The sequence below is a fragment of the Pseudoalteromonas sp. PAR1 genome (assembly GCF_947311895.1).
Taxonomy (GTDB): Bacteria; Pseudomonadota; Gammaproteobacteria; order Enterobacterales; family Alteromonadaceae; genus Pseudoalteromonas; species Pseudoalteromonas lipolytica_C.
The window spans coordinates 1-20,385 of record NZ_CAMZMY010000038.1 but is presented as its reverse complement, the minus strand read 5'-3'; the positions used below and the strand labels follow the sequence as shown (position 1 = coordinate 20,385).

Annotated in this window: 17 protein-coding genes; 6 read left to right on the top strand and 11 right to left on the bottom strand. The window is 41.2% G+C overall.

Translation table 11 applies throughout. The annotated features are described in order from the left end of the window. Positions 1-624: 624 nt before the first annotated feature. The 5 genes from QL229_RS19940 to QL229_RS19920 all read right to left on the bottom strand — a co-directional run bounded on the left by QL229_RS19940 (position 625) and on the right by QL229_RS19920 (position 6,197). Positions 625-1,098, bottom strand: a complete 474-nt coding sequence (locus tag QL229_RS19940) for an RES family NAD+ phosphorylase (RefSeq protein ID WP_138558200.1) — start codon at positions 1,096-1,098, stop codon at positions 625-627. Continuing rightward, positions 1,098-1,532, bottom strand: coding sequence for an antitoxin Xre/MbcA/ParS toxin-binding domain-containing protein (locus QL229_RS19935; RefSeq protein WP_135926736.1), 435 nt, complete (start codon positions 1,530-1,532; stop codon positions 1,098-1,100). The genes QL229_RS19940 and QL229_RS19935 overlap by 1 nt, the downstream gene beginning before the upstream one ends. Positions 1,533-1,650: 118 nt before the next feature. After that, complete coding sequence (locus QL229_RS19930) at positions 1,651-4,194, bottom strand: TonB-dependent receptor (protein WP_281547341.1); 2,544 nt, start codon at positions 4,192-4,194, stop codon at positions 1,651-1,653. A 312-nt stretch (positions 4,195-4,506) separates the two neighbouring features. Next, positions 4,507-5,154 carry a UPF0149 family protein gene (locus QL229_RS19925; RefSeq protein WP_281547340.1) on the bottom strand — a complete coding sequence of 216 codons (648 nt, stop codon included), beginning with the start codon at positions 5,152-5,154 and terminating at the stop codon, positions 4,507-4,509. Between the two features lie 86 nt (positions 5,155-5,240). Then, positions 5,241-6,197 carry an ATP-binding protein gene (locus tag QL229_RS19920; protein ID WP_281547339.1) on the bottom strand — a complete coding sequence of 319 codons (957 nt, stop codon included), beginning with the start codon at positions 6,195-6,197 and terminating at the stop codon, positions 5,241-5,243. A 96-nt stretch (positions 6,198-6,293) separates the two neighbouring features. On the opposite strand from QL229_RS19920, the gene QL229_RS19915 reads away from it, so the two are divergent. Together QL229_RS19915 and hemH are read left to right on the top strand one after the other, a co-directional pair. Continuing rightward, positions 6,294-7,601: an HD domain-containing phosphohydrolase gene (locus QL229_RS19915; protein WP_138558201.1), complete on the top strand. Its 1,308-nt coding sequence runs from the start codon at positions 6,294-6,296 to the stop codon at positions 7,599-7,601. Between the two features lie 78 nt (positions 7,602-7,679). Beyond that, positions 7,680-8,702 carry a ferrochelatase gene (hemH, locus tag QL229_RS19910; RefSeq protein ID WP_281547338.1) on the top strand — a complete coding sequence of 341 codons (1,023 nt, stop codon included), beginning with the start codon at positions 7,680-7,682 and terminating at the stop codon, positions 8,700-8,702. A gap of 33 nt (positions 8,703-8,735) precedes the next feature. Here the strand turns inward: hemH and QL229_RS19905 are convergent, their stop codons facing one another. The 3 genes from QL229_RS19905 to QL229_RS19895 all read right to left on the bottom strand — a co-directional run bounded on the left by QL229_RS19905 (position 8,736) and on the right by QL229_RS19895 (position 11,300). Further along, complete coding sequence (locus tag QL229_RS19905) at positions 8,736-9,047, bottom strand: cupin (protein ID WP_138558202.1); 312 nt, start codon at positions 9,045-9,047, stop codon at positions 8,736-8,738. Between the two features lie 13 nt (positions 9,048-9,060). Further along, positions 9,061-10,209, bottom strand: a complete 1,149-nt coding sequence (locus QL229_RS19900) for a benzoate/H(+) symporter BenE family transporter (RefSeq protein WP_138558203.1) — start codon at positions 10,207-10,209, stop codon at positions 9,061-9,063. 143 nt (positions 10,210-10,352) lie between these two features. Beyond that, a complete protein-coding gene (locus tag QL229_RS19895; protein WP_253040074.1) occupies positions 10,353-11,300 on the bottom strand; it encodes a RimK family alpha-L-glutamate ligase in 948 nt (315 codons plus the stop codon). A gap of 194 nt (positions 11,301-11,494) precedes the next feature. Between QL229_RS19895 and QL229_RS19890 the strand changes: the two genes are divergently transcribed. Beyond that, on the top strand, positions 11,495-12,031 hold the full coding sequence (locus tag QL229_RS19890; protein ID WP_281547337.1) for a hypothetical protein: 537 nt from the start codon (positions 11,495-11,497) through the stop codon (positions 12,029-12,031). Positions 12,032-12,380: 349 nt separating this feature from the next. Here QL229_RS19890 and QL229_RS19885 read toward each other — a convergent pair whose 3' ends face one another. After that, positions 12,381-13,574, bottom strand: a complete 1,194-nt coding sequence (locus QL229_RS19885; protein WP_281547336.1) for an ectonucleotide pyrophosphatase/phosphodiesterase — start codon at positions 13,572-13,574, stop codon at positions 12,381-12,383. Positions 13,575-13,924: 350 nt separating this feature from the next. On the opposite strand from QL229_RS19885, the gene dgt reads away from it, so the two are divergent. After that, positions 13,925-15,382, top strand: coding sequence for a dGTPase (gene dgt / locus QL229_RS19880; RefSeq protein ID WP_281547335.1), 1,458 nt, complete (start codon positions 13,925-13,927; stop codon positions 15,380-15,382). Between the two features lie 83 nt (positions 15,383-15,465). Beyond that, positions 15,466-17,550: a hypothetical protein gene (locus QL229_RS19875; protein WP_281547334.1), complete on the top strand. Its 2,085-nt coding sequence runs from the start codon at positions 15,466-15,468 to the stop codon at positions 17,548-17,550. A 50-nt stretch (positions 17,551-17,600) separates the two neighbouring features. On the opposite strand, the gene QL229_RS19870 is transcribed toward QL229_RS19875, so the two are convergent. Together QL229_RS19870 and QL229_RS19865 are read right to left on the bottom strand one after the other, a co-directional pair. Further along, positions 17,601-18,293 (bottom strand): hypothetical protein, encoded by a 693-nt coding sequence (locus QL229_RS19870; protein ID WP_135926723.1) that lies wholly within the window; start codon positions 18,291-18,293, stop codon positions 17,601-17,603. Positions 18,294-18,380: 87 nt separating this feature from the next. Then, positions 18,381-19,310 carry a LysR substrate-binding domain-containing protein gene (locus QL229_RS19865; protein WP_281547333.1) on the bottom strand — a complete coding sequence of 310 codons (930 nt, stop codon included), beginning with the start codon at positions 19,308-19,310 and terminating at the stop codon, positions 18,381-18,383. Between the two features lie 113 nt (positions 19,311-19,423). On the opposite strand from QL229_RS19865, the gene QL229_RS19860 reads away from it, so the two are divergent. Beyond that, entirely contained in the window at positions 19,424-19,729 is a 306-nt protein-coding gene (locus QL229_RS19860; RefSeq protein WP_235383998.1) for a hypothetical protein, read from the top strand. Positions 19,730-20,385: the final 656 nt, after the last annotated feature.

The following is a 20,385-nucleotide window of genomic DNA, read 5'->3' as shown; positions in this document are numbered from 1 at the left end:
AGAGTCCGTATATAAGCCAGCATCTAATCTTTATTTAATAAATACTCCGTTGACAAAAAACGGGGAGTCCATATAAGAACACAGAGGCGCTTCGCGCTACACAGAGAAACTTAATGCACAAAGAGGATAAGAGGCGCTGCGCTTTAGAGGAAAATAACTAATTGGCTTAACTATTATCTCGTTGTTTTCTCATTCAGTTCTCTATGTGAATATAGATATTTGAACCACAGAGGGCACCGAGGAGCTGCGCGCTGCACAGAGAAGGTAATTTCACAAAGAGGATAAGAGGCGCTGCGCTTTAGAGAACTCCTTGTCTTTCTCTGTGCTCTCTATGTCCTCTGTGGTTCGAAAAAAGATCTAGCAAACAGTTAGTCTCGATAAATAGGTTACTGGCTGCGTCTGAGAAGAAGGTTGGAGAAGTTAATTTGGGTTTCCTCGTTGTCTTCTCATTAACTTCTCTTTGTGAAAATAATTTGAACCGCAGAGAACACAGAGGCGCTTCGCGCTACACAGAGCAAACAAATACTCTCAAAGAGACTGCATTGAATAGAATAAAACGCGATATAAAATCGCTGCTACAAACTCGCATCTCGCAAACTTTACCCTTTACCCTCGCCAACTAACTTAAAGCTTTACAGCCAACCGATTTGGATAGAAAAAGTCTTTGCTATCAATGCATTTTATTTTGCTTATATCTGTGTGCAATGGGTTGATTAAAAAATTGTATTCGTCGGGGCATAAACTAGAAGGAACTTGCAACACGGCTGCTTCCATCGTTGCTAGCCAATCAGAACCTAATGCCTGAGTGTCTGTAATATAGGGGTGATCATCCCATGCTTTTGGCAGTTCGCTCGCTACTAACCTAATAACCTTTAGATCATCAGGTATCTGTATAGTGGTGATACTCAAGTTTTTACTTAATATGTCGGTTGTGTCATTCACTAATCGCTCAAGCATTGCTAAAGAGCGCGAACTCGCCGTATACACAATGGGTTTACCAACAAAATGCCACCGCCCCTGTGCATATAAACCACCAAGCCCAGATAACGCATTAGCCATGTCATTATGAACTTTCGGTGCTATTCGGTAGCAAATCATTAAGCTGTGAACCCGTACTCAAGCCCCATTATCACTCGCTTTATCAGTTCACGGCCACGGATAGTATGGATCACTGACTTTGGCTCTTGATTCGCAAATTGAATGTTGGGTGTATTAAGCCACTCATTCCAACGTTTAACGTCACCAAAGTAGGCAATGCCTTGCGATGAAATACGTGCAATCTCTAAAGCATTTTCACTCAGCTTAGCACTTAAACGTTTTCGGTCTTTACTGTAGCGCTCAAGTGTACGGGTCGTTGTACCAATGGAGGTTGCTAAAATGTTGGCATCCCAATTCAGCTCTTTAGCGAGTGATTTAATCGCACTGACAGTTACACCTTGTGTTGCAACATTAATCTCATCAATTGTATTAGAATGAATTGTTACCCTACCATCAGTAACCACACCTAAATAATCAGTTTCTACAGCATTCATTTTACACCTCGTCGAATTCGACACTTGTCATTTATTATAGTGACAAATGTCGCATACTACAATTAAACAAAAAAATAGCGCCGTTAGGCGCTATTTAAGCTTCATTTCAACTTAGGAATTAAAAACTAAAGCTTAGTTTTGCGTAGTAAGTCATACCATCAAAACCATAAGGCAATGCACGTACAGGGTACTTAAATGCTTTATTAGTAATAAAATCAAGCGCTTCATCTTCGCCTAACTCGTCTGGTGTTACATCAAAGATATTATCAATACCTGCCGATAGCATCAGCTCGTCAGTTAGCTGATAACCAACATTTACATCAACTAATACTGCTGACTCAACCGTGCTTGTGTCTTTAAACTCACCAGTAGGCGATAACTCATCAGGTAAACCTATGTGGTCATTACCAAAGTATTTAACGTCAGTTTCGCCGTAGTAGTTAAAACGTAGCATGCTGTTGAAATCGCCACGATCGTATTCAAATGTTAGTGTTGCACGCTCACCTGGTTGACCATCCGTTAAGAAACTACGTTGTAAATCATCAAGAGCGATTGACTCAGGAACACCTTCTGGCGCATTCACATCATCAATTTCGGTTTCGTTAATGTTACCTGCAAAGGTTGCTGAGAAATTACCGTCGTACAAATCGGTGCGGTACGAAGCAATAATATCAACCCCTTTGGTGGTTGAATCAACCGAGTTTGAGAAGTAGTTAGCTTGCTGTGCACCTGTTGCATTAAGTGCCGCCACCGCTTCGGCGCTAAACGAAACATCGTCCGCCGACATTAAGCTGCCAAGGGTAATTCTGTCTTTAATTGCAACATGGTAAAAATCAACGGTCAGTGATAAATCGCTTGTTACATTATAAACAAAGCCCGCACTTAAGTTTTCTGAGCTCTCAAGTCCAAGACTATCAACACCAAGGGCTGACGGGAAATCAGATCCCGCTGTTGCAGTGAATGATTGCAATAACACGCCACCAGCACCTAAGTTGGTGGTGTAAGCTGTATAGGCACTTTGTTGCAGTGATGGTGCTCTAAAGCCAGAAGAAATCGCACCACGCACGGCAAAGTCATCGGTAATTTCATAGCGCGTTGCTAGCTTACCAATGATGTCATCACCGGCATCAGAGAAGTCTTCATAACGAAGCGCTGTACTTACCTGCCATGCGTCCGTGATCAGTGTTTCGGCATTAACATAAAATGCATAGCTGTGACGGCTCTCTTTGTTTGACGCTTCAGGACGTAAACCGTTATAAGCTTGGAAGCCACACTCAGCAAATACGCTGCTGTCGTTAACCGCAGGGTATGAGGTATCTGAATTTGCTAAGCCACACGCATAAGACGCTTCTTCGCCCGGCACGATTTCGTAATTTTCTTTACGATATTCAGCACCCACCGACACATAAACAGGTTCACTGCGACCAATATCAACAATACCATTTAAATCAGCATTTACTGTTGTTTGATCAAATCTAAAACCACCTGAGTAACCACCTGAAGGGCCTGCATTTGCCGCAATATCAGCATCACTTGCACCTGGGTTATTCGCCACATATTCAGCAGCATACGAGGCATTTAGAGTATTTTTTGAGGTGAAATCATAGCTATTTTCACCATATACGGCCGAAGCATCATAGCTCCAATCTGGGTTTAGCTCACCGCGCAGCCCAAGTGAAAACGAAATATCTTCGGCTTCGTTGTCGATGCGAGGTAAAAAGCCATCGCCATATACTTGCACAACGTTCTTCGCTGCTTGGTCAAAGTTACGGTAAAAACCATTGCCTAATGCCGTTCGGTTTGAGTATCCACCAAATGAGTAAAGTTCGCTCTCGCCAAGTGGTAACGCCATGTTATAAAACACAGACGTAAATTCGCTATCTGCGTTACCTTGCCCCCAACGAACTTCGTCAGACAGCGTGCCGGCTGGTACATCAACTGAGCCACCGATATCACGCTGTGCGCGGTTGGTGCCATCAGCATCGCGGTATTCTAAAGAAAAGTTAATGAAGCCGCCTTCATCGCCTAAATCAAAACCACGGTTTAAACCCATTGATAGGGTGTCACCATCGCCTTCACCTGTGCTACCTGCTTGCACATAACCCGTTGTAACACCTGTTGAATCGTTTAGCGATAAGTTGATAACACCGGCTATCGCATCAGAGCCATACTGCGCCGCAGCACCATCACGAAGTACTTCAACGCCTTTTAAAGCGGTAAGCGGAATCGCGTTCATATCAGTACCCGCAGCACCGGCACCGACAGTACCATTTAAACCAAAAATAGATTGATTATGACGGCGCTTACCATTGATTAGGACTAACGTTTGGTCTGGCTGTAAGCCTCGAAGAGTTGCAGGTCTAAATAAGTCAGAGCCATCTGACACTTGCGTACGAGAAAAGTTAAAAGAAGGAGCCGTCGCTTGCAGGCTTTGGCCAAGTTCAGTGAAACCACCTTTGTTTAAATCGTCAGCATCAATCAAATCAACCGGTGATGTTGATTCGGTAGCCGTACGATTGGCAACTCGTGAGCCTAATACAGAGATTTGTTCGATATTTTTATCTGCTTTTACGCCAGATGCTTGCTCAGCTGCCTGCACTGAAGTCGCAGAAACAGCCACACTGACCGCTACGGCCAGCATACTTAAAGAATGTGTTGTCATGTGTATCCTGTTGATATTCTGGCTTTCCTTAAATCAAAAAGACGCCCCTTTGGAGAAGTTAAGGAAAAGCACTAAGCACGTAATGTTGATTTTAAAAATCAAAAATTGAAAGCTAACTCAAGCCTGCGAGTTACCCCTTGGGAAACATCCTATCAACAAAAAAATGAAATGAAAGAAAAATTTGTTACGACTTAGGTATAATTTTTTCTATTTGTATGATTAATAGATTTTATAAGGGAGGAATTATTCAATTAATAGTAGAAATAAGCAAATTAATGCAACCATTTACTTATCTCTACCAACTCAATCTATTTATTGATCTTGCTCTAACATCGCCAGCTTTTCATCTTCGAGCATTAAGGCCATGGTGGCTATTTCGGCTAAACTCTCGTCTAATGCAGCAAAAAAAGTCGCAAACCCTTCACCCAATTTTTCTGGCTCTGGGTGATTAGCAAGTGCTTGATCCCACATTGCAAAAGTAGTTAATAAATCGAGTGTAGCTTCAAAGTTATCAATGAAAAGCTGCCCTTCTTCACTGGCTTCTTTTTGCTCATCAGCTTGCAGTAAAAACTGTAAGTCACTGTGCCAAATATCTTGATTAACTATGTATGCAGCAATGTAACCGCTGCAAAAGTCTTGTAATGCTTGGCTAGGTTCATTTGCATCAGCATCATTGGAATATAAATGAGCAAGTATTTTCTTTTGCTCAACTTGAGCTTCTGTCACATTATCAAGTAACTCAATCATTGCATCGCGCGGCTCTGAATCGGTCATTAATGTATTGAATATTGATTCATCGTTATCAGCGATATAATTTGCAAGCTCTGACTCACCAAAAAACTCAGAGCAGGCAAGCAGTCCAGCCATAAATCCAATGACCTGATCTAAACTAACTTGATTCGTCTCACTTTGACTTGCGAGATAGTTTTTCATTACTTCCGAGCTTTCTGTGTTAAACATAGCGTGCCTTTATATCTAATGTTGGTCAGTACTTAGTCTTACACTATCGAATCTACAGCGTTTTGCAACAACTTAAATTGTGTCAATTAGTTAACCACATCTCTAACGTGACTTTGCACTGGAAATACACAACTAATGCGCGTGCCCGTTCCCTCTGTGCTTTGTATTTCAATAGTGCCTTGATGATCATGCACAATCGCATAAACCATGGTCATTCCCATTCCAGTACCTTCTCCTACCGGTTTGGTCGTGTAGAAAGGATCATATATTTTAGCGATAGTTTCTGCTGACATCCCCACGCCATTGTCTTCAACATCAATATAAATATGATGTTGAAGTTCATAGACCGACACAGTGATCTGCGCTTTTGAGCTACTCGCATCACATGCTTGCTTTGCATTTATTAATACATTCACAATCACTTGACTGATAGCAGCTAAATTACACCAGCTCTCAGAAATCGTATGGTAGTCAGTTTGTAAATCGCATCCTTTAAGTTGATTCGCTAATAACTTAACTGCACTTTTTACCGCATCAGTCATATCAGCAAACTGTTTGTTATGGCCCTTTGGTCGAGAGAAATCGAGCAAATTTGCAACTATCTTGCTGATCCTTTGTAAACCTTGCGCTGTGTCATTTATTAAGTCAGGCAAATCATCTGCTAAATAACGAACAGAGTGTACTTTATTTAAATCGGTTAATTGCTGACAAAACGCCGCTTTATCCATTTCACTACAGGCAAATTCATCACATTTAGCTAATAATGCACTGAAATAATTGCAATACTCCTTAAGGGTATCGACATTACTAATGCTATAAGCAAGGGGGTTGTTAATTTCATGGGCAACCCCAGCGCATAGTGTGCCCAAAGTCGCCATTTTTTCTGCTTGAATAAACATTGCTTGATGACGCTCTAAGTCTGCAATTTTTTGTTCAAGCTCACTGTTTAATGCAACAAGAATACGGCTCTTGTCTGCTAACAGTTGCTCTGCCTCTTCCCTAGCTGCTTTTTCTAGTAAATAAGCTTGCTTAAAGTCATTCATTTTTCTCTCAAACTTTAGCCTGTATCACTTAAAACCTAGCACAAGCCTAGATTTAAGGCTATGTTATTGATTAACGATGGTTCACAGTAAATCGCTATGGCAGAAAAAGTAAGCAAAGAGCATATTCAAGTATTATGCATTGATGATGACGAAATTGTTTTACGCACTTTATTAAGGTTGTTATCTGCACATAATATCTCAGCAAAAGCGACAGCAGATCCGACAGAGGGTCTTACGCTATTAGCAGCCTATAATTTTGATGTGATTATTTGTGACATGCGCATGCCACAGATGGATGGCGCGGAGTTTTTTGCTCAAGCACTTAGCATTGCACCAGATCCACAACGTATTTTATTGACCGGTTACTCAGACATCGACAACACCATTGCCGCAGTCAATAAAGGTAAGATCCATGCTTATATTCAAAAACCTTGGCAAAATGAATTACTGCTTCGAAATATTAGTGATGGCATTGAAAAAACTTCTCTTAAACGAGAAAACAAACGCCTCGAACAGCAAATAAAAGCACAAAATGCGCAACTAAAAGAGCTCAACAATAACCTTGAGCAAATGGTCGAAAAGCGAACTCTACAAATTCGTAAAGTGCTCAAACAGCTCGAAGAAGTCAACGAGCGTGAAAAACACGAGCACCGCACAACCTTTGAGATTTTATACAACTTCATTAATGCAAACCCTTATCTAGACGGTATGCAAGCACAAAACATTGCCACTACCAGCAAGCAAATTGCAGAGCAACTTGGTTTAGATAAGCAACACATCGAAATGGCTGAAATGGCTGGATACCTTGCGCAAATAGGGCTGCTAGCAATGGAGCCAGAGCTTTATAAAAAGCCAACCAGAGAGCTTACAGAAAACCAAAAAAAGTTATTTTATACTCACCCAAGTACAGCCCAGTTAATGCTTATGCCTGCACCACATTTACATGATGTCTCTGAGGCTATTTATTATCAATTTGAACACTATAATGGCTCTGGCATACCCAAAGGCTTAAAAGGTAAAGAAATACCGATTACCGCAATGATTTTAGCGGTGGCTAGAGACTTTTGGCAAACAATCGCCCATATAAATGTGCAAGACAACAGCAAGTTTGAAAGTGCGCTTGACCAATTGCAATTATACAGTGGCACCTACTACCACCCGAAGATTTTAGAAACCCTCGGCAGTTTAAAAATAACCTGTGCCAGTGATCAGCAAGTTGGCACTATGAAAATTATCTCTGCTCAACAACTAAAAAATGGCATGGTTTTAGGTCATGCACTAAGAAACTACGATGGAATTCTTTTACTACCAAAAGGGCATGTATTTGGCCCTAAATCAATTAGCAAGTTACAACAGCTTGAAGCTAAAAAACCAAGTCCTTTCAGGATCATGATCAAAAATTAGCGAATAAAGTGATCACATAGTCAGGTTAGTTCGTTACAATACGATTTATATAACGTTTACTTCATAAAGGAGCGCTCAGTGTCGCGATTTTCCGCTATAACCGATAACCCGCATGACGGCCGATTCAATAAAAAAACGGGTATTTTATTGACCAACTTAGGGAGCCCAGATGCGCCAACAACAGCGGCACTTAGAACTTACTTACGCGAGTTTTTATCTGATCCTCGTATCGTCGAGATCCCTCGCTTTATTTGGATGATTATCCTGTATTGCTTTGTTTTAACGCTGCGCCCGAAACGTTCAGCAGCACTTTACAAAAGCATCTGGACTGAAAACGGCTCACCACTAACACACATTACGCGAGAACAAAGTAAACGCCTTGCAGCACTATTAAAAGATAAAGGGCACCACGACACTGAAGTGGTTATGGCAATGCGCTACGGTAACCCATCGATTGAAGCAGGCCTTGAAGAGCTGCGTGAAAAAGGTATCACTCGCGTTATCGTGCTGCCGATGTATCCGCAATATTCAAGCACCACCATAGGTTCAACGTTTGATGCAGTATCAAATGTGCTTCGTAAATGGCGCTGGGTGCCAGAGCTTCATTTTATTAATGGTTATCACAACAACCCAACTTATATTGATGCCCTCGCCGCTAGCATTAGTGAAGACTTAAATGCCCATGGCACACCACAAAAGCTAGTGTTTTCGTACCACGGTACACCTAAACAATTTTTAGAAAATGGCGACCCTTACTACTGCTTTTGTATGCAAACTACCCGTTTAGTTGCTGAAAAGCTGGGTTTTGAGAAAGATTTTGCTGTAACAACTTTCCAAAGCCGCTTTGGTAAAGCTGAGTGGTTAAAACCTTACACCGATGCCACACTTGAAAGCTATCCAGAGCAAGGTATTAAGGATATAGCGATTATCAGCCCTGCATTTAGTGCCGATTGCCTAGAAACCTTAGAAGAAATTGAAGGCGAGAATCGTGAAATTTTTGAACATGCAGGTGGTGAAAAGTACCGATACATACCAGCACTCAATACCCGCAGTGATCACATCAATGCGATATTTGAAGTGATAAAACCATTACTTAAATAACAAAAGGCCCCAGTAAAGCTGGGGCTTTTTTTGTTATACACTGCCTTGCGATTCGATAACCAAAATTCGCGCTTCTCCCTTGGGATGCGCAACATGCTCCGTGCCAACACTGGCAAAAAAGATATCCCCTGGATTAAGAAGCTCAGCACATACTTCACCATGCTGTTTATAAAGCATTTCAACCTGACCACTTAACACCACAAAAACTTCTTCGCCATTATTGATGTGCCATTTGTAAGGTTCATTCGTCCAGTGCAAACGAGTTGTAATACCATTCATATTGGCAATATCTAATGCTCCCCAAGCTCGTTCAGCTGTAAATTCGTGGCTTCGTATAACTTGCATCGTTTCAAATCCCTCAATCTTTACGTGTCATAACCAAGGTCACCGTGCCAGCAACAATCCCCCAAAACGCAGAACCGACCGAGAATAAGGTTAGGTTAGAAGCTGTTACTAAAAAGGTCACGATTGCGGCTTCGGTATAATACGCCTCAGTTAAAGCTTGCTGTAAGCTACTAGCAATGGTGGCGAATAACGCAATACCTGCCAACGCTAAAATAAGTGCTTGTGGCAAACTTGCTACCAAACCAACTAGCGTTGCGGCAAGGAGCGCCATAATAATGTAAAACACACCACCCGCAATGCTTGCCCAATAACGCTTGCTTGGGTCTTTATCAGCCTCAGGGCTCATACAAATTGCCGCAGTGATAGCAGCAAGATTAATTGCATAACCACCAAAAGGCGCAATAAACACATTTAAAAGTCCCGTTACATTTAACGCCGCCGACACAGGGGCTTTATATTTATGCGCTTTTAACACGGCGATGCCAGGTAAGTTTTGCGATGTCATCGTTACTATAAACAGCGGTAAACCAACACTGATCATGGCATTAATGTCGAACACTGGCGCTATGTAAGCAAACTCGCTCATTTTCCACTGCCAGCTAGAGGTATCGATTTGCCCTGTTATGCCTGCCATTAAAAAGCCAGCCACAACCACTGCGAGCATAGCAAAGCGCGCAAAGTAACGTTTTCCACATAAATACACCGCGACCATTAAGCCAATTACTAATGGCAGTTCGTTCATAAAATTAAATACATCAATGCCAAAATTCACCAGTACACCTGCAAGCATGGCACAAGCCAGTTGGCTTGGAATTTTGTTCATCATTTTTTCGAACACGCCGGTAATTCCAGACAAAAACACCAGCGCCGCAGAGAACATAAACGCGCCAACAGCTTGGTTTAAGCTATACCCTTGAGCACTTGAAATAAGTAATGCCGCTCCGGTTGTTGACCACGCGATAAGAATGGGCACTTTGTAGTAATAAGACAAAGCAATTGAGCTCACACCCATAGCAAGACCGAGCATTAACACCCAGCTGGCAACTAAATCGGGGGTGCCGCCTAACACCATCACAACCTGATAAATAAGCGCGATTGAGCTGGTAAAGCCGATAATAACAGCCACTAAACCCGCAGTTGCTCGACTGATGAGCTGACTCATGTACACACACTCCTTGCCAATAAAAAAATCTACCTTATCCTATGATTTGCTAATTAGCACTGTACACTTTTGTAGTATTTGTAAGTTTATTTACTATACAGATGACACAAAAAAGGCGTGTTATATACACGCCTTGAAAAATATTAAACAGCCTCTAAACAAGGCTCTTCGAGTACTTCGGGCTTATCAAAAATCCCCAGACGAATGCGAATAAAGTGCAAAATCTCTTTGGCTACATCAATCCCTAACGCCCCTTCTAAGCCTTCAAAACCTGGGCTTGAGTTTGCTTCACAAATTTTAAAGTGCTGCTCGTCAAATAATAAGTCAATGCCCGCTACATCAAGGTTGAGTACGTTCGCAGTTTGAGTTGCAAGCCATTCGATTTCTGGCGTGATAGGAAATGACTTACCTGTTCCTCCAGCACTTACATTAGCTTTAAAGTTTTTACCCTGTGAGTTACGCTCCATACATGCAACAGCACGCCCACCGATAGTAAGCACTCGCAAATCTCGACCATGACTCGACTTAACAAACTGCTGTAAAATGATATTTGCCTGTGGATTTGCCGCTTCAATAAGTTGCATTAAGTCATCAAACTCATCTTTTGATTTTGATAAAAATACGCCACTACCCTGCGAGCCCGATAACGTCTTTATCACGACAGGAAAACCAATCTGTTTTTCCACTAAATCAATGTTCACCGGAAACTTAACCAACATGGTATTCGGGGTTGGCAAATTACATTCTGCTAAAATTTGCTGTGCAAATAATTTGTCTTTTACCGTTTCAATTGATTGCGAGCTATTTACACAATACACACCTAAACGTTCCAAGTGACGAATAATTGCCAACGCAAAATAGGTTGTGCTTGCACCCATTCGTGGAATAACGAAGTCTGGTAACGCAACTGATTGCCCATCGATTAAGATGCTTTTGCCATCTTCGCGAGTAATTGTTAAATCAAACTGATCAGGCGAGTAAACATGTAAGTCGATACCTTCTTCTTTTGCAGCAGCAAGCAAGCGCTCTACCTCGTAGGTCTCTTGCTTTAGCAAACCTTGGCTATCTTTATAAATAATCCACCCGCGCATACTCGTTACCTCTAATCTTGGGTTTATGTGACAAAAAAACGCGGATTATGCTGAGCATTGAAAACTAAGTAAAATTAATTAATTTTATCGTCACGACAATTATTACCGCAACTTACTGATTATCTATTGACCAAGATGTTAACTTAAGGTAAAAATCAACATTAAGTTAACATTAAAACCCGTAAGAGAAACATGTGAACAGGACGCTTGCATTAATCTTCATTTTGCCACTCACTGCATTTGCATTGAATGAATGGCATATTCAAAGTGATGGTTTTACATCAAAACCAGACACACAACCGAATGTTGCAACTTACAATTCAAAGCAACAGGTGCTACCTCAGCAACCTACTGTTAATTTAACAGCACCGCTAAATCAGCTTTCAAACAAAGCCCATGAATTTCTCTACAAACAAGGTCGTTTGCCCGAGAAGTTAAGTGACACAGCGTTTAGTGAATTCGATTTAGATACCCTAAAAACACTTCAAGCGGGTGATAACTTGATTTTAGCTGTTGATGAAAGCCGCACTTACACGCTAGAAATAAGCAATATTATTGAAGCGAGCAATGGTGATCGGAGCGTATTTGGTAAAGTCACTGATGATGACAAGACAAGCCATCAAGCAGTGATGACCGTAACAAAAAATACTCTGCAAGGGCAGCTTAACACTCACACTGACAGCTATAAATTTGTAAGCCACGGAGAATACGGCTGGGTAACGAAGTTGTAAGAGTTACAAAGGGAAAGTGGCAGCGAGCGAGATACAAGGGTAAAGTTACGAGATTCGAGATGCGAGTCTGTAGCGGCGATTTTGCATCGCATCTGATCGCTCCTTTTCGTTGGGTATCGCTCCGTTCGACCCAACCTACCCTAAGTACCCACAGCTACACGTAGGCGTGAAACTTGTTTCGCGCGTCTGATTGGCCGCTCTCATTTATGTTTGATTCGGCACTAAAGTACCTCCTACAAGTGAAATCAAACTCGTAGCAGCGATTTTACATCGCGTCCTAGAGCCTAGCTCCTTTCCCCTCGCTAACTTTACTCTTTCCCTAGCAACTTTCCCCTAGCTAACTCAAAGCTTACTGCTTCCTAGCCGGCCATAAACTTGCGCCATTGCTATCGATTGGGCTTAAGATCTCAAGACCGAGTATTTTGGCAATGAGCGGGTACACATCTAAATTACTTACTTCGTCTAAGCGCATGCCTTGTTTAAAAGCTGGGCCTTCGGATATAAAGGTGGCGGCCATATCTTCGCTATAGGCATAACCATGAGTGCCTAAATAACCGGCCATTTTACTGTCGGTAAACACGCGAGGCGCTTCGGTTTGCAAAATAATATCGCCAACTCGCGGGCCTTTATCATAGTGATAATCGTGCTTTTGCTTCTCACTTAATACGATGTAACGACCTTCAGCGGCTTTAGCGAGCTTTTTGCTGAATCCGCTGATATCTGCTTTGCTATCTGGTTTTGCATAATATAAGACGCGAGGGCCTGTGTTTTGCACTATAAAGTTTTCGTCTTGTGGCAGGCTATCAATTTTGATGCTAAGGCTTGGATCAACAGACGCCATACCATGATCAGACACAATCACTAAGTTAATGTTTTCATCAAGTGCTTTTAAACGACTCGATAAATCAGCCATTAAACTGTCGAGCTTTTGTACTGCATCATAGGTTTCTTTGGCATCTGGGCCAAACTCATGTCCCATACTATCCACCAGCGAAAAATAACTAATCACCAAACGAGGTCGCTGTGCTTTTGGTAAGCTCAACCATTGAATAATTTGGTCAACGCGTCTTTGGTAATCACTGTGTTTTGAATAATGGTAAAAATAATCAGGTAACATACCGTTAAAACGCGCATCTGACTCTGGCCAAAAATAGGTGGCTGCTTTTAAGCCCTGCATTTGTGCTAAATTCCAAAGCGGAATGCCGTTAACCCAAGTGCTATCGTCTTTACCTTTTCCCATTTTGTAGCAGTCGTTGCGCTCAGTATCACAAAAGCGGTTCTCGACAATGCCATGATTAACAGGCAACAAACCGGTAATAATCGAAATATGATTCGGAAAAGTTTTGGTTGGGTATACAGGTCGCATTTTGGTTGCTCTTACGCCCTGCTCACTGATTGCTTTTAAATGTTTCGCCTGATGTTTTTCAATGTAATCCCAACGAAACCCATCTATCGAAATAAGTACCACCGATTGCTCTTGGTCAGCTTTTACACCCGAACTAAAAAGCAATACCCCAGCTAAAACTAGTTGCCAAATACGCATAGAAAACCCTTTCTTTAATTTTTAATTTGCTTAGAGACTTTAGCAAATAGTTTTGAAAATTTTGTGATAATGACTGCTAACTTTTTATATCGTTTTACTAATTAGCTTTATGCATGCCACCGTAAAAATGGTTGCCAAACATCCAAAAGACCTTACTTTATATCCCAAGGTAGGAGATAAGTATGTAAAAGCAAATAATATATGAATAAGTGGCTTAATTTAAAGTAAGACATTAATAAAAAAAGGATATTTAAATTTTAGATACAAGCTGTTAGATTAAATTTAATTATGGCTAAGTTTTGCTAACAACTCTCAACTGCGCGGCTTATATTGCTTTGTGGGAAAAATAAATGATCGATTTTAGTAAAAAAATCACCCCTGCACGCGAAATGCGTTCAACCAATAACTTGCATACTGCGCTTGAAAGTGATCGAGGTCGTATTATTAATAGCGCTGCTATTCGTCGCTTACAGCAAAAAACCCAAGTTTTTCCGCTTGAACGCAATGCTGCCGTGCGCTCAAGGCTTACTCACTCTCTTGAAGTACAACAAGTAGGTCGCTTTATTGTACAAACAATTTTTAATAAGTTGAGCGATGCCAAGCAAAAAGAATATGGTTTAGTGGGGCTTGAACGGCCTTTAGAAAGCCTCGTCGAAATGGCGTGTTTAATGCACGACATAGGCAACCCACCCTTTGGCCACTTTGGCGAAGCAGCAATCAACCAATGGTTTGCTAAGCATTTAGATGCTTTAACTCCTGAGCGCTGCAAAGGGATTGGTATAAGTGTTATTTTTAAACACCTCGCTGAGGATATTAAAAATTTTGAAGGTAATGCGCAGGGGATCCGCATTATCCATTCATTGCTATCACTTAATTTAACTTACAGCCAAAGTGCGGGCATTTTAAAGTACACACGCCCGGCCAGTATGCTCAAGTCAGATATTCCACAAGACAAAAACTACTTAATGAAAAAAGTCGGTTACTACTTCAGCGAAAAACCATTTGTTGAAGCACTACAAACCGAACTTGATATAGAGCAATATTGTCGCCATCCAATCAGCTATATTATGGAAGCTGCCGACGATATCTCATACTGTCTAGCCGACATAGAAGATGCCGTAGAAAAAGGCATTATTAGCGTAGAGTCGCTCTGTGAAAAACTCAAAGAGCAATACAGTCGCACACTTACTAACCTCACAATTGACGATACTAAGCATAGTGTCTTTGCCGAAAAAGCCATTGATTATGCGCTAAGCAAGGCTCAAGAACAGCCTTACAATTTTAATAGTGAGTTTTTCATCTACTTGCGCGTCACTTTATTGCACCCGTTAGTGAGTTATGCAGCTGAGCGCTTTATTAATAATATCGAAGCTATTTACCACGGCGACTTTAATCAAGCGTTATTAGAAGATCGTAGTCACTTACATGCTGTCACACTTACCTTAAAACAGGTTGCACTAAAACATGTTTTTTGCCACAAAGAAGTGGAGCGTTTAGAACTACAAGGTTACCGCATTATTAGTGGCCTGCTTGATTGCTATAAACCATTACTTGCTCTTGAAGCTGATGCGTTTAAGCGTGTGTTAAAAGGCGACCAAAATTACTTAATAGAAACACGACTAGTGAAAAAACTCTCAAATAAACATTTGAACAGCTATCAAAAGGCGATTGACGCGTTAAAAGCAGAGCCCGATCACTTTGCTGCCTATGAGTTTTATTATCGTTGTCGATTAATTCAAGATTATATTAGCGGTATGACAGACCAATTTGCCTATGACGAATACCGCGCACTCATGGTGATAGATTAAGCGATTGTGGATAAATTGCCGGTCTGAGCTTAAAATTAATTAACTACTTGGGTAACCAGATTAACCTTACTGGTCAGAGAACTATGCCAATAAAAAAACTATCTATTTTGCTGTTTCTTATAAGCATGAGCTTTGCAACTAAAGCACAATACAATGAAGCAATGTGTATTTTGTTAAAACAGCAAATGCATGAGTTTCGTTTTAACACCAGCAACAAAAATTATCGATCTGCTGCTAGAAGCTTTGAAAAAAACTGCCAGAATCCAACGCCAGTGCATAACGAAGCGGCGCTTGAAAACATCGCTGAGCAGACAATAGACTCCCCCCCTGTTTCGGTTAATAAAGTGAATCGCTCAAACGGCCACTCTGGTGCTATTTTAGGCACTCCTGAAGAAACTGCAGCACCAGAAGCAAATGCTATTAACGAAAGCGAGCAAGCTGACACCATAGCTGAACAAGCAATCCTAACAAATAGAGTGAACGACGAGCCTGCTGCACCAGAAACTCCTCAGGTTGAGAGTATCCCTAGCAATGATTTAGCAACAACGCCGGAACAACCTAAGCAAAGTGCTGCAGAGACTGTTGTTGAGCCGGTAATTGAGGCTATTAAAGAACCTACTGAAATCTCGCCTGAATTCGAGCCACAAACACCAGTACAAGAGCCTGTTGCAACAGAAACAGATAATGCGCAAATAAATAACACTCCTATTCCCGAGCCAACACCAGCGCCGGTTCAGGATAATGAAGTTAGCTCATCTAGTTCACTGTTAGTGCCAAGTTTAATCGTTTTACTCATTTTGCTTATCGCAGGATTAGTTATTGTTCGAATTCGTCAAAATAAACAAAACGATTCAGATTCAGAGTTAGCACAAGATTTACTCCATGCTCAGGCTATAAAAGCTGCAGCTGAGGCTAAAGCACAAAAAAATCAAAACGACTCAGACTTTTTAGCTCCTGAGCCAACACCAGAATTAAACAGCTCTTCAGCTTATGACAGTAATACTTCTGCGCCGTATGATTCATATTCTGCCTCTGAAAAACAGCAGCCAGAAAAACAAGAAGACGATTTCGCGAGCTTTAATGCAACAACAGAAGAGCAAGCTCCAACTGATGATACGTGGGCTGATCTAAATTACGCGCAAAATAAACAGAGCACGGTTTTAATAGATAATGAGCCAGAGCAAGCGGAAGAAAGCGAGCCTGAAGAGCCACGCTTTAGCTCGTCGTCTTTTGGTTTTGACGAATACAAAACACCAGTTACCGATGATGAGCCAGCACAAGAGCAACCTGAAGAAAGCGAGCCTGAAGAGCCAAGCTTTAGCGCATCGTCATTTGGTTTTGACGAATACAAAGCACCAGTTACCGATGATGAGCCAGCACTAGAGCAACCTGAAGAAAGCGACTCTGAAGAGCCACGCTTTAGCTCGTCGTCATTTGGTTTTGACGAATACAAATCACCAGTTACTGATGATGAGCCAGCACTAGAGCAACCTAAAGAAAGCGAGCCCGAAGAGCCAAACTTTAGCTCGTCGTCATTTGGTTTTGACGAATACAAAGCACCAGTAACCGATGATGAGCCAGCACTAGAGCAACCTGAAGCAAGCGAGCCTGAAGAGCCACGCTTTAGCTCATCGTCATTTGGTTTTGATGAATACAAAACACCAAATACCGAAGAAAAACCTAAACATGATGACGTACCCGAGTACGACTTATCATCATTAGTCAATGATGATCTTTCATTCACTGAAGATTTTAGTAAAACAGATCAAACACCTACACATGAAATATCTGCAGATGATGATATTAGCGATGATGATTTAGCAAAAGCGTTGCAAGCACTTGAGTTAGAGTTGCAGGATGAGCCTGTAAGCTTTGACGATACCGAGCAAGACGACACCCCCACAATTTCACTAGATGAAAGCCATCAAGGTAAAGATGCTTATTCAGCTGATGCAGAAACGGCAGATCAGCAAAAAGAAGATGTACTACCAGACGATGAGCAAACCGATGAAAAACCCAATAACCCATTTGCTAATTTGTCACTAGACCCAGCATGGGATCCAGAGTCAAACGAAAAGCCTGTTATTCAAAACAAAGCAAAACAGCCAAAATCACAAGCTTTAATTGACGCAGAAGAGCGCGCAAAAAAATTTAAAACTGACGATTAAAAACTTACCATGTAGCAAGATAACTAGGCATCATTCCTTGCTACATGGAATTATTTAATTGACGCTCTTGATTGCATAAGCCAATGATAAACAAAAATTATTGAGAAAAAGGCTGTCAACGCAATGCAGCACAACACGATAATATTCGCTGGTAATATAGTTTCACTTGTACGGCTATATCGCTTTGACTCTTGCTGAGCAAGAATTTTTGCTCGCTCAGCTTTGCTTGGCAAAATAAACTCATGAAATGTGTCTGTTGGTTTTGCTTCTGAGCGGGTTGTTTGTACATTTTTTTGCTGCCATAGCATATCAAATTGCTGAAACTGAATTTGTTTGTTTTCAATACACCAATCTAAATTTTTAAGCTCTAACGCTTTTTCTATACACCGGGTGGGCATTACATAAAAACGCTCCCATGCCGCTTGTTTGCTGCTTAACGCTTGCGCTGTGAGAGGTTGAGATACTGAGCTTTCTAAATCAGAAAAATCTTTACGGTACAAAGCATTGGTTTTTTCAGCTATTTGCTCTTTGGTAAAACATGACTCAGAAATACGTGATGATAAATTATCAATACGTAATTTATAGACACTTATTTCATCAAGCAAATGGGCTTTACGAAGTGCAGATTGCAACTCTTTGCGTTCAGTTTGCATACGTTTACATTCATTCTGAGACTCAGTGGGCTGAGCTAACAAACATGCAGGAATAAACAGAAAAGCTGCAATTAAAATCCTTTTAAACATATATTTACGTCACTGTAAAAGTTTAGAGGTACAGCGTATCATTTTGAATTAAAACTGCAACACTTCTTAGCCAATCATCCTAAAGAATTACTTTTTATTTCCCATTAATTTGGCTTGTCGCGATTTATAGTGTTGATCATCATATGCAAATTGCTTCTGCAGCCAGTCTTTAAATAATTGGACTTTTTGCCATTTAAAATGCTCTAAAGGTGCTGCAAGGTAATACTTGTACTGGCAATGGTATTCAAAATCAGGGTAAATCTCTAACTGCCCATGTAAAAGTTGAGACTCAATTAACCGCCGTCTAACCAAAGCAATTCCTTGTCCTGCAAGCGTAGCTTGAATCACCAATGCCGCGTTATCTATCTCAAGCGAGGGCAAAGCATCAGGGCTGACTGCAAGTTCATCAGCCAACTTTAGCCAACCGCGCTCTGCATCTGGACAAATATCTTTTATTAATTTTTGCTCTAACACCTGATTTTTTAGTGACTTAGAAGTATCTATAGCCCCTGGTTTATAAGCCAAAAATAAACTGTCGTCACTGATGAGCTCACTATGCAAACCCGGGTAACTACCTTGACCGAAACGAATACCTAAATCGACCTGCCCCGCTGAAAAGTCAGCAAGCTGATCGCTTGGTTCAATACGCACTTTGATATGGGGATATTTGTTTTGAAAGTCGCTAATTCGGCCAAGCAACCAACCACTGGCGAACGAAGGTAGCACAGTTAAGTTTAACGTATTTGGGTGGCTATCTTGGCTAACTGCCTGCACACCGGCCTGCAAATGGCTAAACCCCTTAAGTACATGGGGTAAAAGCTGTTCACCTTGGCGGGTAAGCTCAACATAACGGGTATGACGAGTAAACAAATTACAATCAAGCTGTTGTTCTAACAAGCGAATTTGTTGGCTAACCGCTGCTTGGCTAACAAATAATTGCTCTGCAGCAAGCTTAAAACTACCTAACTCTGCCGCGTGTTTAAAATACCAAAGGCTTTTTAATGGAGGTAACTGCATACGCACTTATGGTTAATAAAAACTTAAGCATAGGCAATTTTTAATCGTTTGTCAGTAGTGGTAACACGAGTAATACTAATACAGCCAACCGCGACAAGACTAGGACAACCATCATGAAATACTTAATTATTTTATTGCTTTTATGTGCTTCAAGCTTTAGTTATGCCAACCAACCCGTAATAACGCAGCTTGATACCGATGAAGGCTACCCTTATAAAAACTTAATTCAAAAAGTAGAACGAGTAGAAATTCGTTATGTAGAACACCAGCATTCGGTGACCTGCAAAGTCAATGTACAAACACTGCGCAACCAATATATGGGCAAAGAACAAACAGTCTCAGCCAAGCTGTTTGCAAAACGCCCAATGGCCGCGTGTTTAACCCGCGAAAAAGCCAAGCAAATCCTGCATATGCTGTAACCATTTCAACCTTGTTAAACTAGGCTACGAATAGCTGTACTTCCCCAGTAGCCTAGTTTTTTCCTATCAAAGTAAAACGTGTTTCGTGCGTTTAAATGTAGAGACTAACTGTTTGCTAGATCTTTTTTCGAACCACAGAGGACATAGAGAGCACAGAGGAATACAAGGAGTTCTCTAAAGCGAAGCGCCTCTTATCCTCTTTGTGCATTCAGTTTTACTCTGTGTAGCGCGCAGCGCCTCGGTGCCCTCTGTGGTTCAAATATCCATATTCACAAAGAGAAGTGAACAAGAAAACAACGAGATACTAGTTAAGCCAATTAGTTATTTTCCTCTAAAGCGCAGCGCCTCTTATACTCTTTGTGAAATTACCTTCTCTGTGTAGCGCGCAGCGCCTCGGTGAACTCTGTGGTTCAAATATCTTTATTCACTAAGAGAAGTGAATGAGAAGACAACGAGGGAACCCAAATAACTTTATCTAGCCTTCTTCTCAGACACAGCCAGTAACCTATTTATCGAGACTAACTATTTGCTAGATCTTTTTTCGAACCACAGAGATGTATGGACTCCCCTCCCACAGGGGGGTAACGTAATAAGCGACAAAACTTTTACAAAAGGAATCCATACATGGTGAATCTTAACGTTATTGCGATTGATTT

Bases quoted from the DNA above. Each gene is read 5' to 3' on its own strand.
- QL229_RS19940 (WP_138558200.1), bottom strand. From the start codon at position 1,098: ATGATTTGCTACCGAATAGCACCGAAAGTTCATAATGACATGGCTAAT.
- QL229_RS19935 (WP_135926736.1), bottom strand. From the start codon at position 1,532: ATGAATGCTGTAGAAACTGATTATTTAGGTGTGGTTACTGATGGTAGG.
- QL229_RS19930 (WP_281547341.1), bottom strand. From the start codon at position 4,194: ATGACAACACATTCTTTAAGTATGCTGGCCGTAGCGGTCAGTGTGGCT.
- QL229_RS19925 (WP_281547340.1), bottom strand. From the start codon at position 5,154: ATGTTTAACACAGAAAGCTCGGAAGTAATGAAAAACTATCTCGCAAGT.
- QL229_RS19920 (WP_281547339.1), bottom strand. From the start codon at position 6,197: ATGAATGACTTTAAGCAAGCTTATTTACTAGAAAAAGCAGCTAGGGAA.
- QL229_RS19915 (WP_138558201.1), top strand. From the start codon at position 6,294: ATGGCAGAAAAAGTAAGCAAAGAGCATATTCAAGTATTATGCATTGAT.
- QL229_RS19905 (WP_138558202.1), bottom strand. From the start codon at position 9,047: ATGCAAGTTATACGAAGCCACGAATTTACAGCTGAACGAGCTTGGGGA.
- QL229_RS19900 (WP_138558203.1), bottom strand. From the start codon at position 10,209: ATGAGTCAGCTCATCAGTCGAGCAACTGCGGGTTTAGTGGCTGTTATT.
- QL229_RS19895 (WP_253040074.1), bottom strand. From the start codon at position 11,300: ATGCGCGGGTGGATTATTTATAAAGATAGCCAAGGTTTGCTAAAGCAA.
- QL229_RS19885 (WP_281547336.1), bottom strand. From the start codon at position 13,574: ATGCGTATTTGGCAACTAGTTTTAGCTGGGGTATTGCTTTTTAGTTCG.
- dgt (WP_281547335.1), top strand. From the start codon at position 13,925: ATGATCGATTTTAGTAAAAAAATCACCCCTGCACGCGAAATGCGTTCA.
- QL229_RS19875 (WP_281547334.1), top strand. From the start codon at position 15,466: ATGCCAATAAAAAAACTATCTATTTTGCTGTTTCTTATAAGCATGAGC.
- QL229_RS19870 (WP_135926723.1), bottom strand. From the start codon at position 18,293: ATGTTTAAAAGGATTTTAATTGCAGCTTTTCTGTTTATTCCTGCATGT.
- QL229_RS19865 (WP_281547333.1), bottom strand. From the start codon at position 19,310: ATGCAGTTACCTCCATTAAAAAGCCTTTGGTATTTTAAACACGCGGCA.
- QL229_RS19860 (WP_235383998.1), top strand. From the start codon at position 19,424: ATGAAATACTTAATTATTTTATTGCTTTTATGTGCTTCAAGCTTTAGT.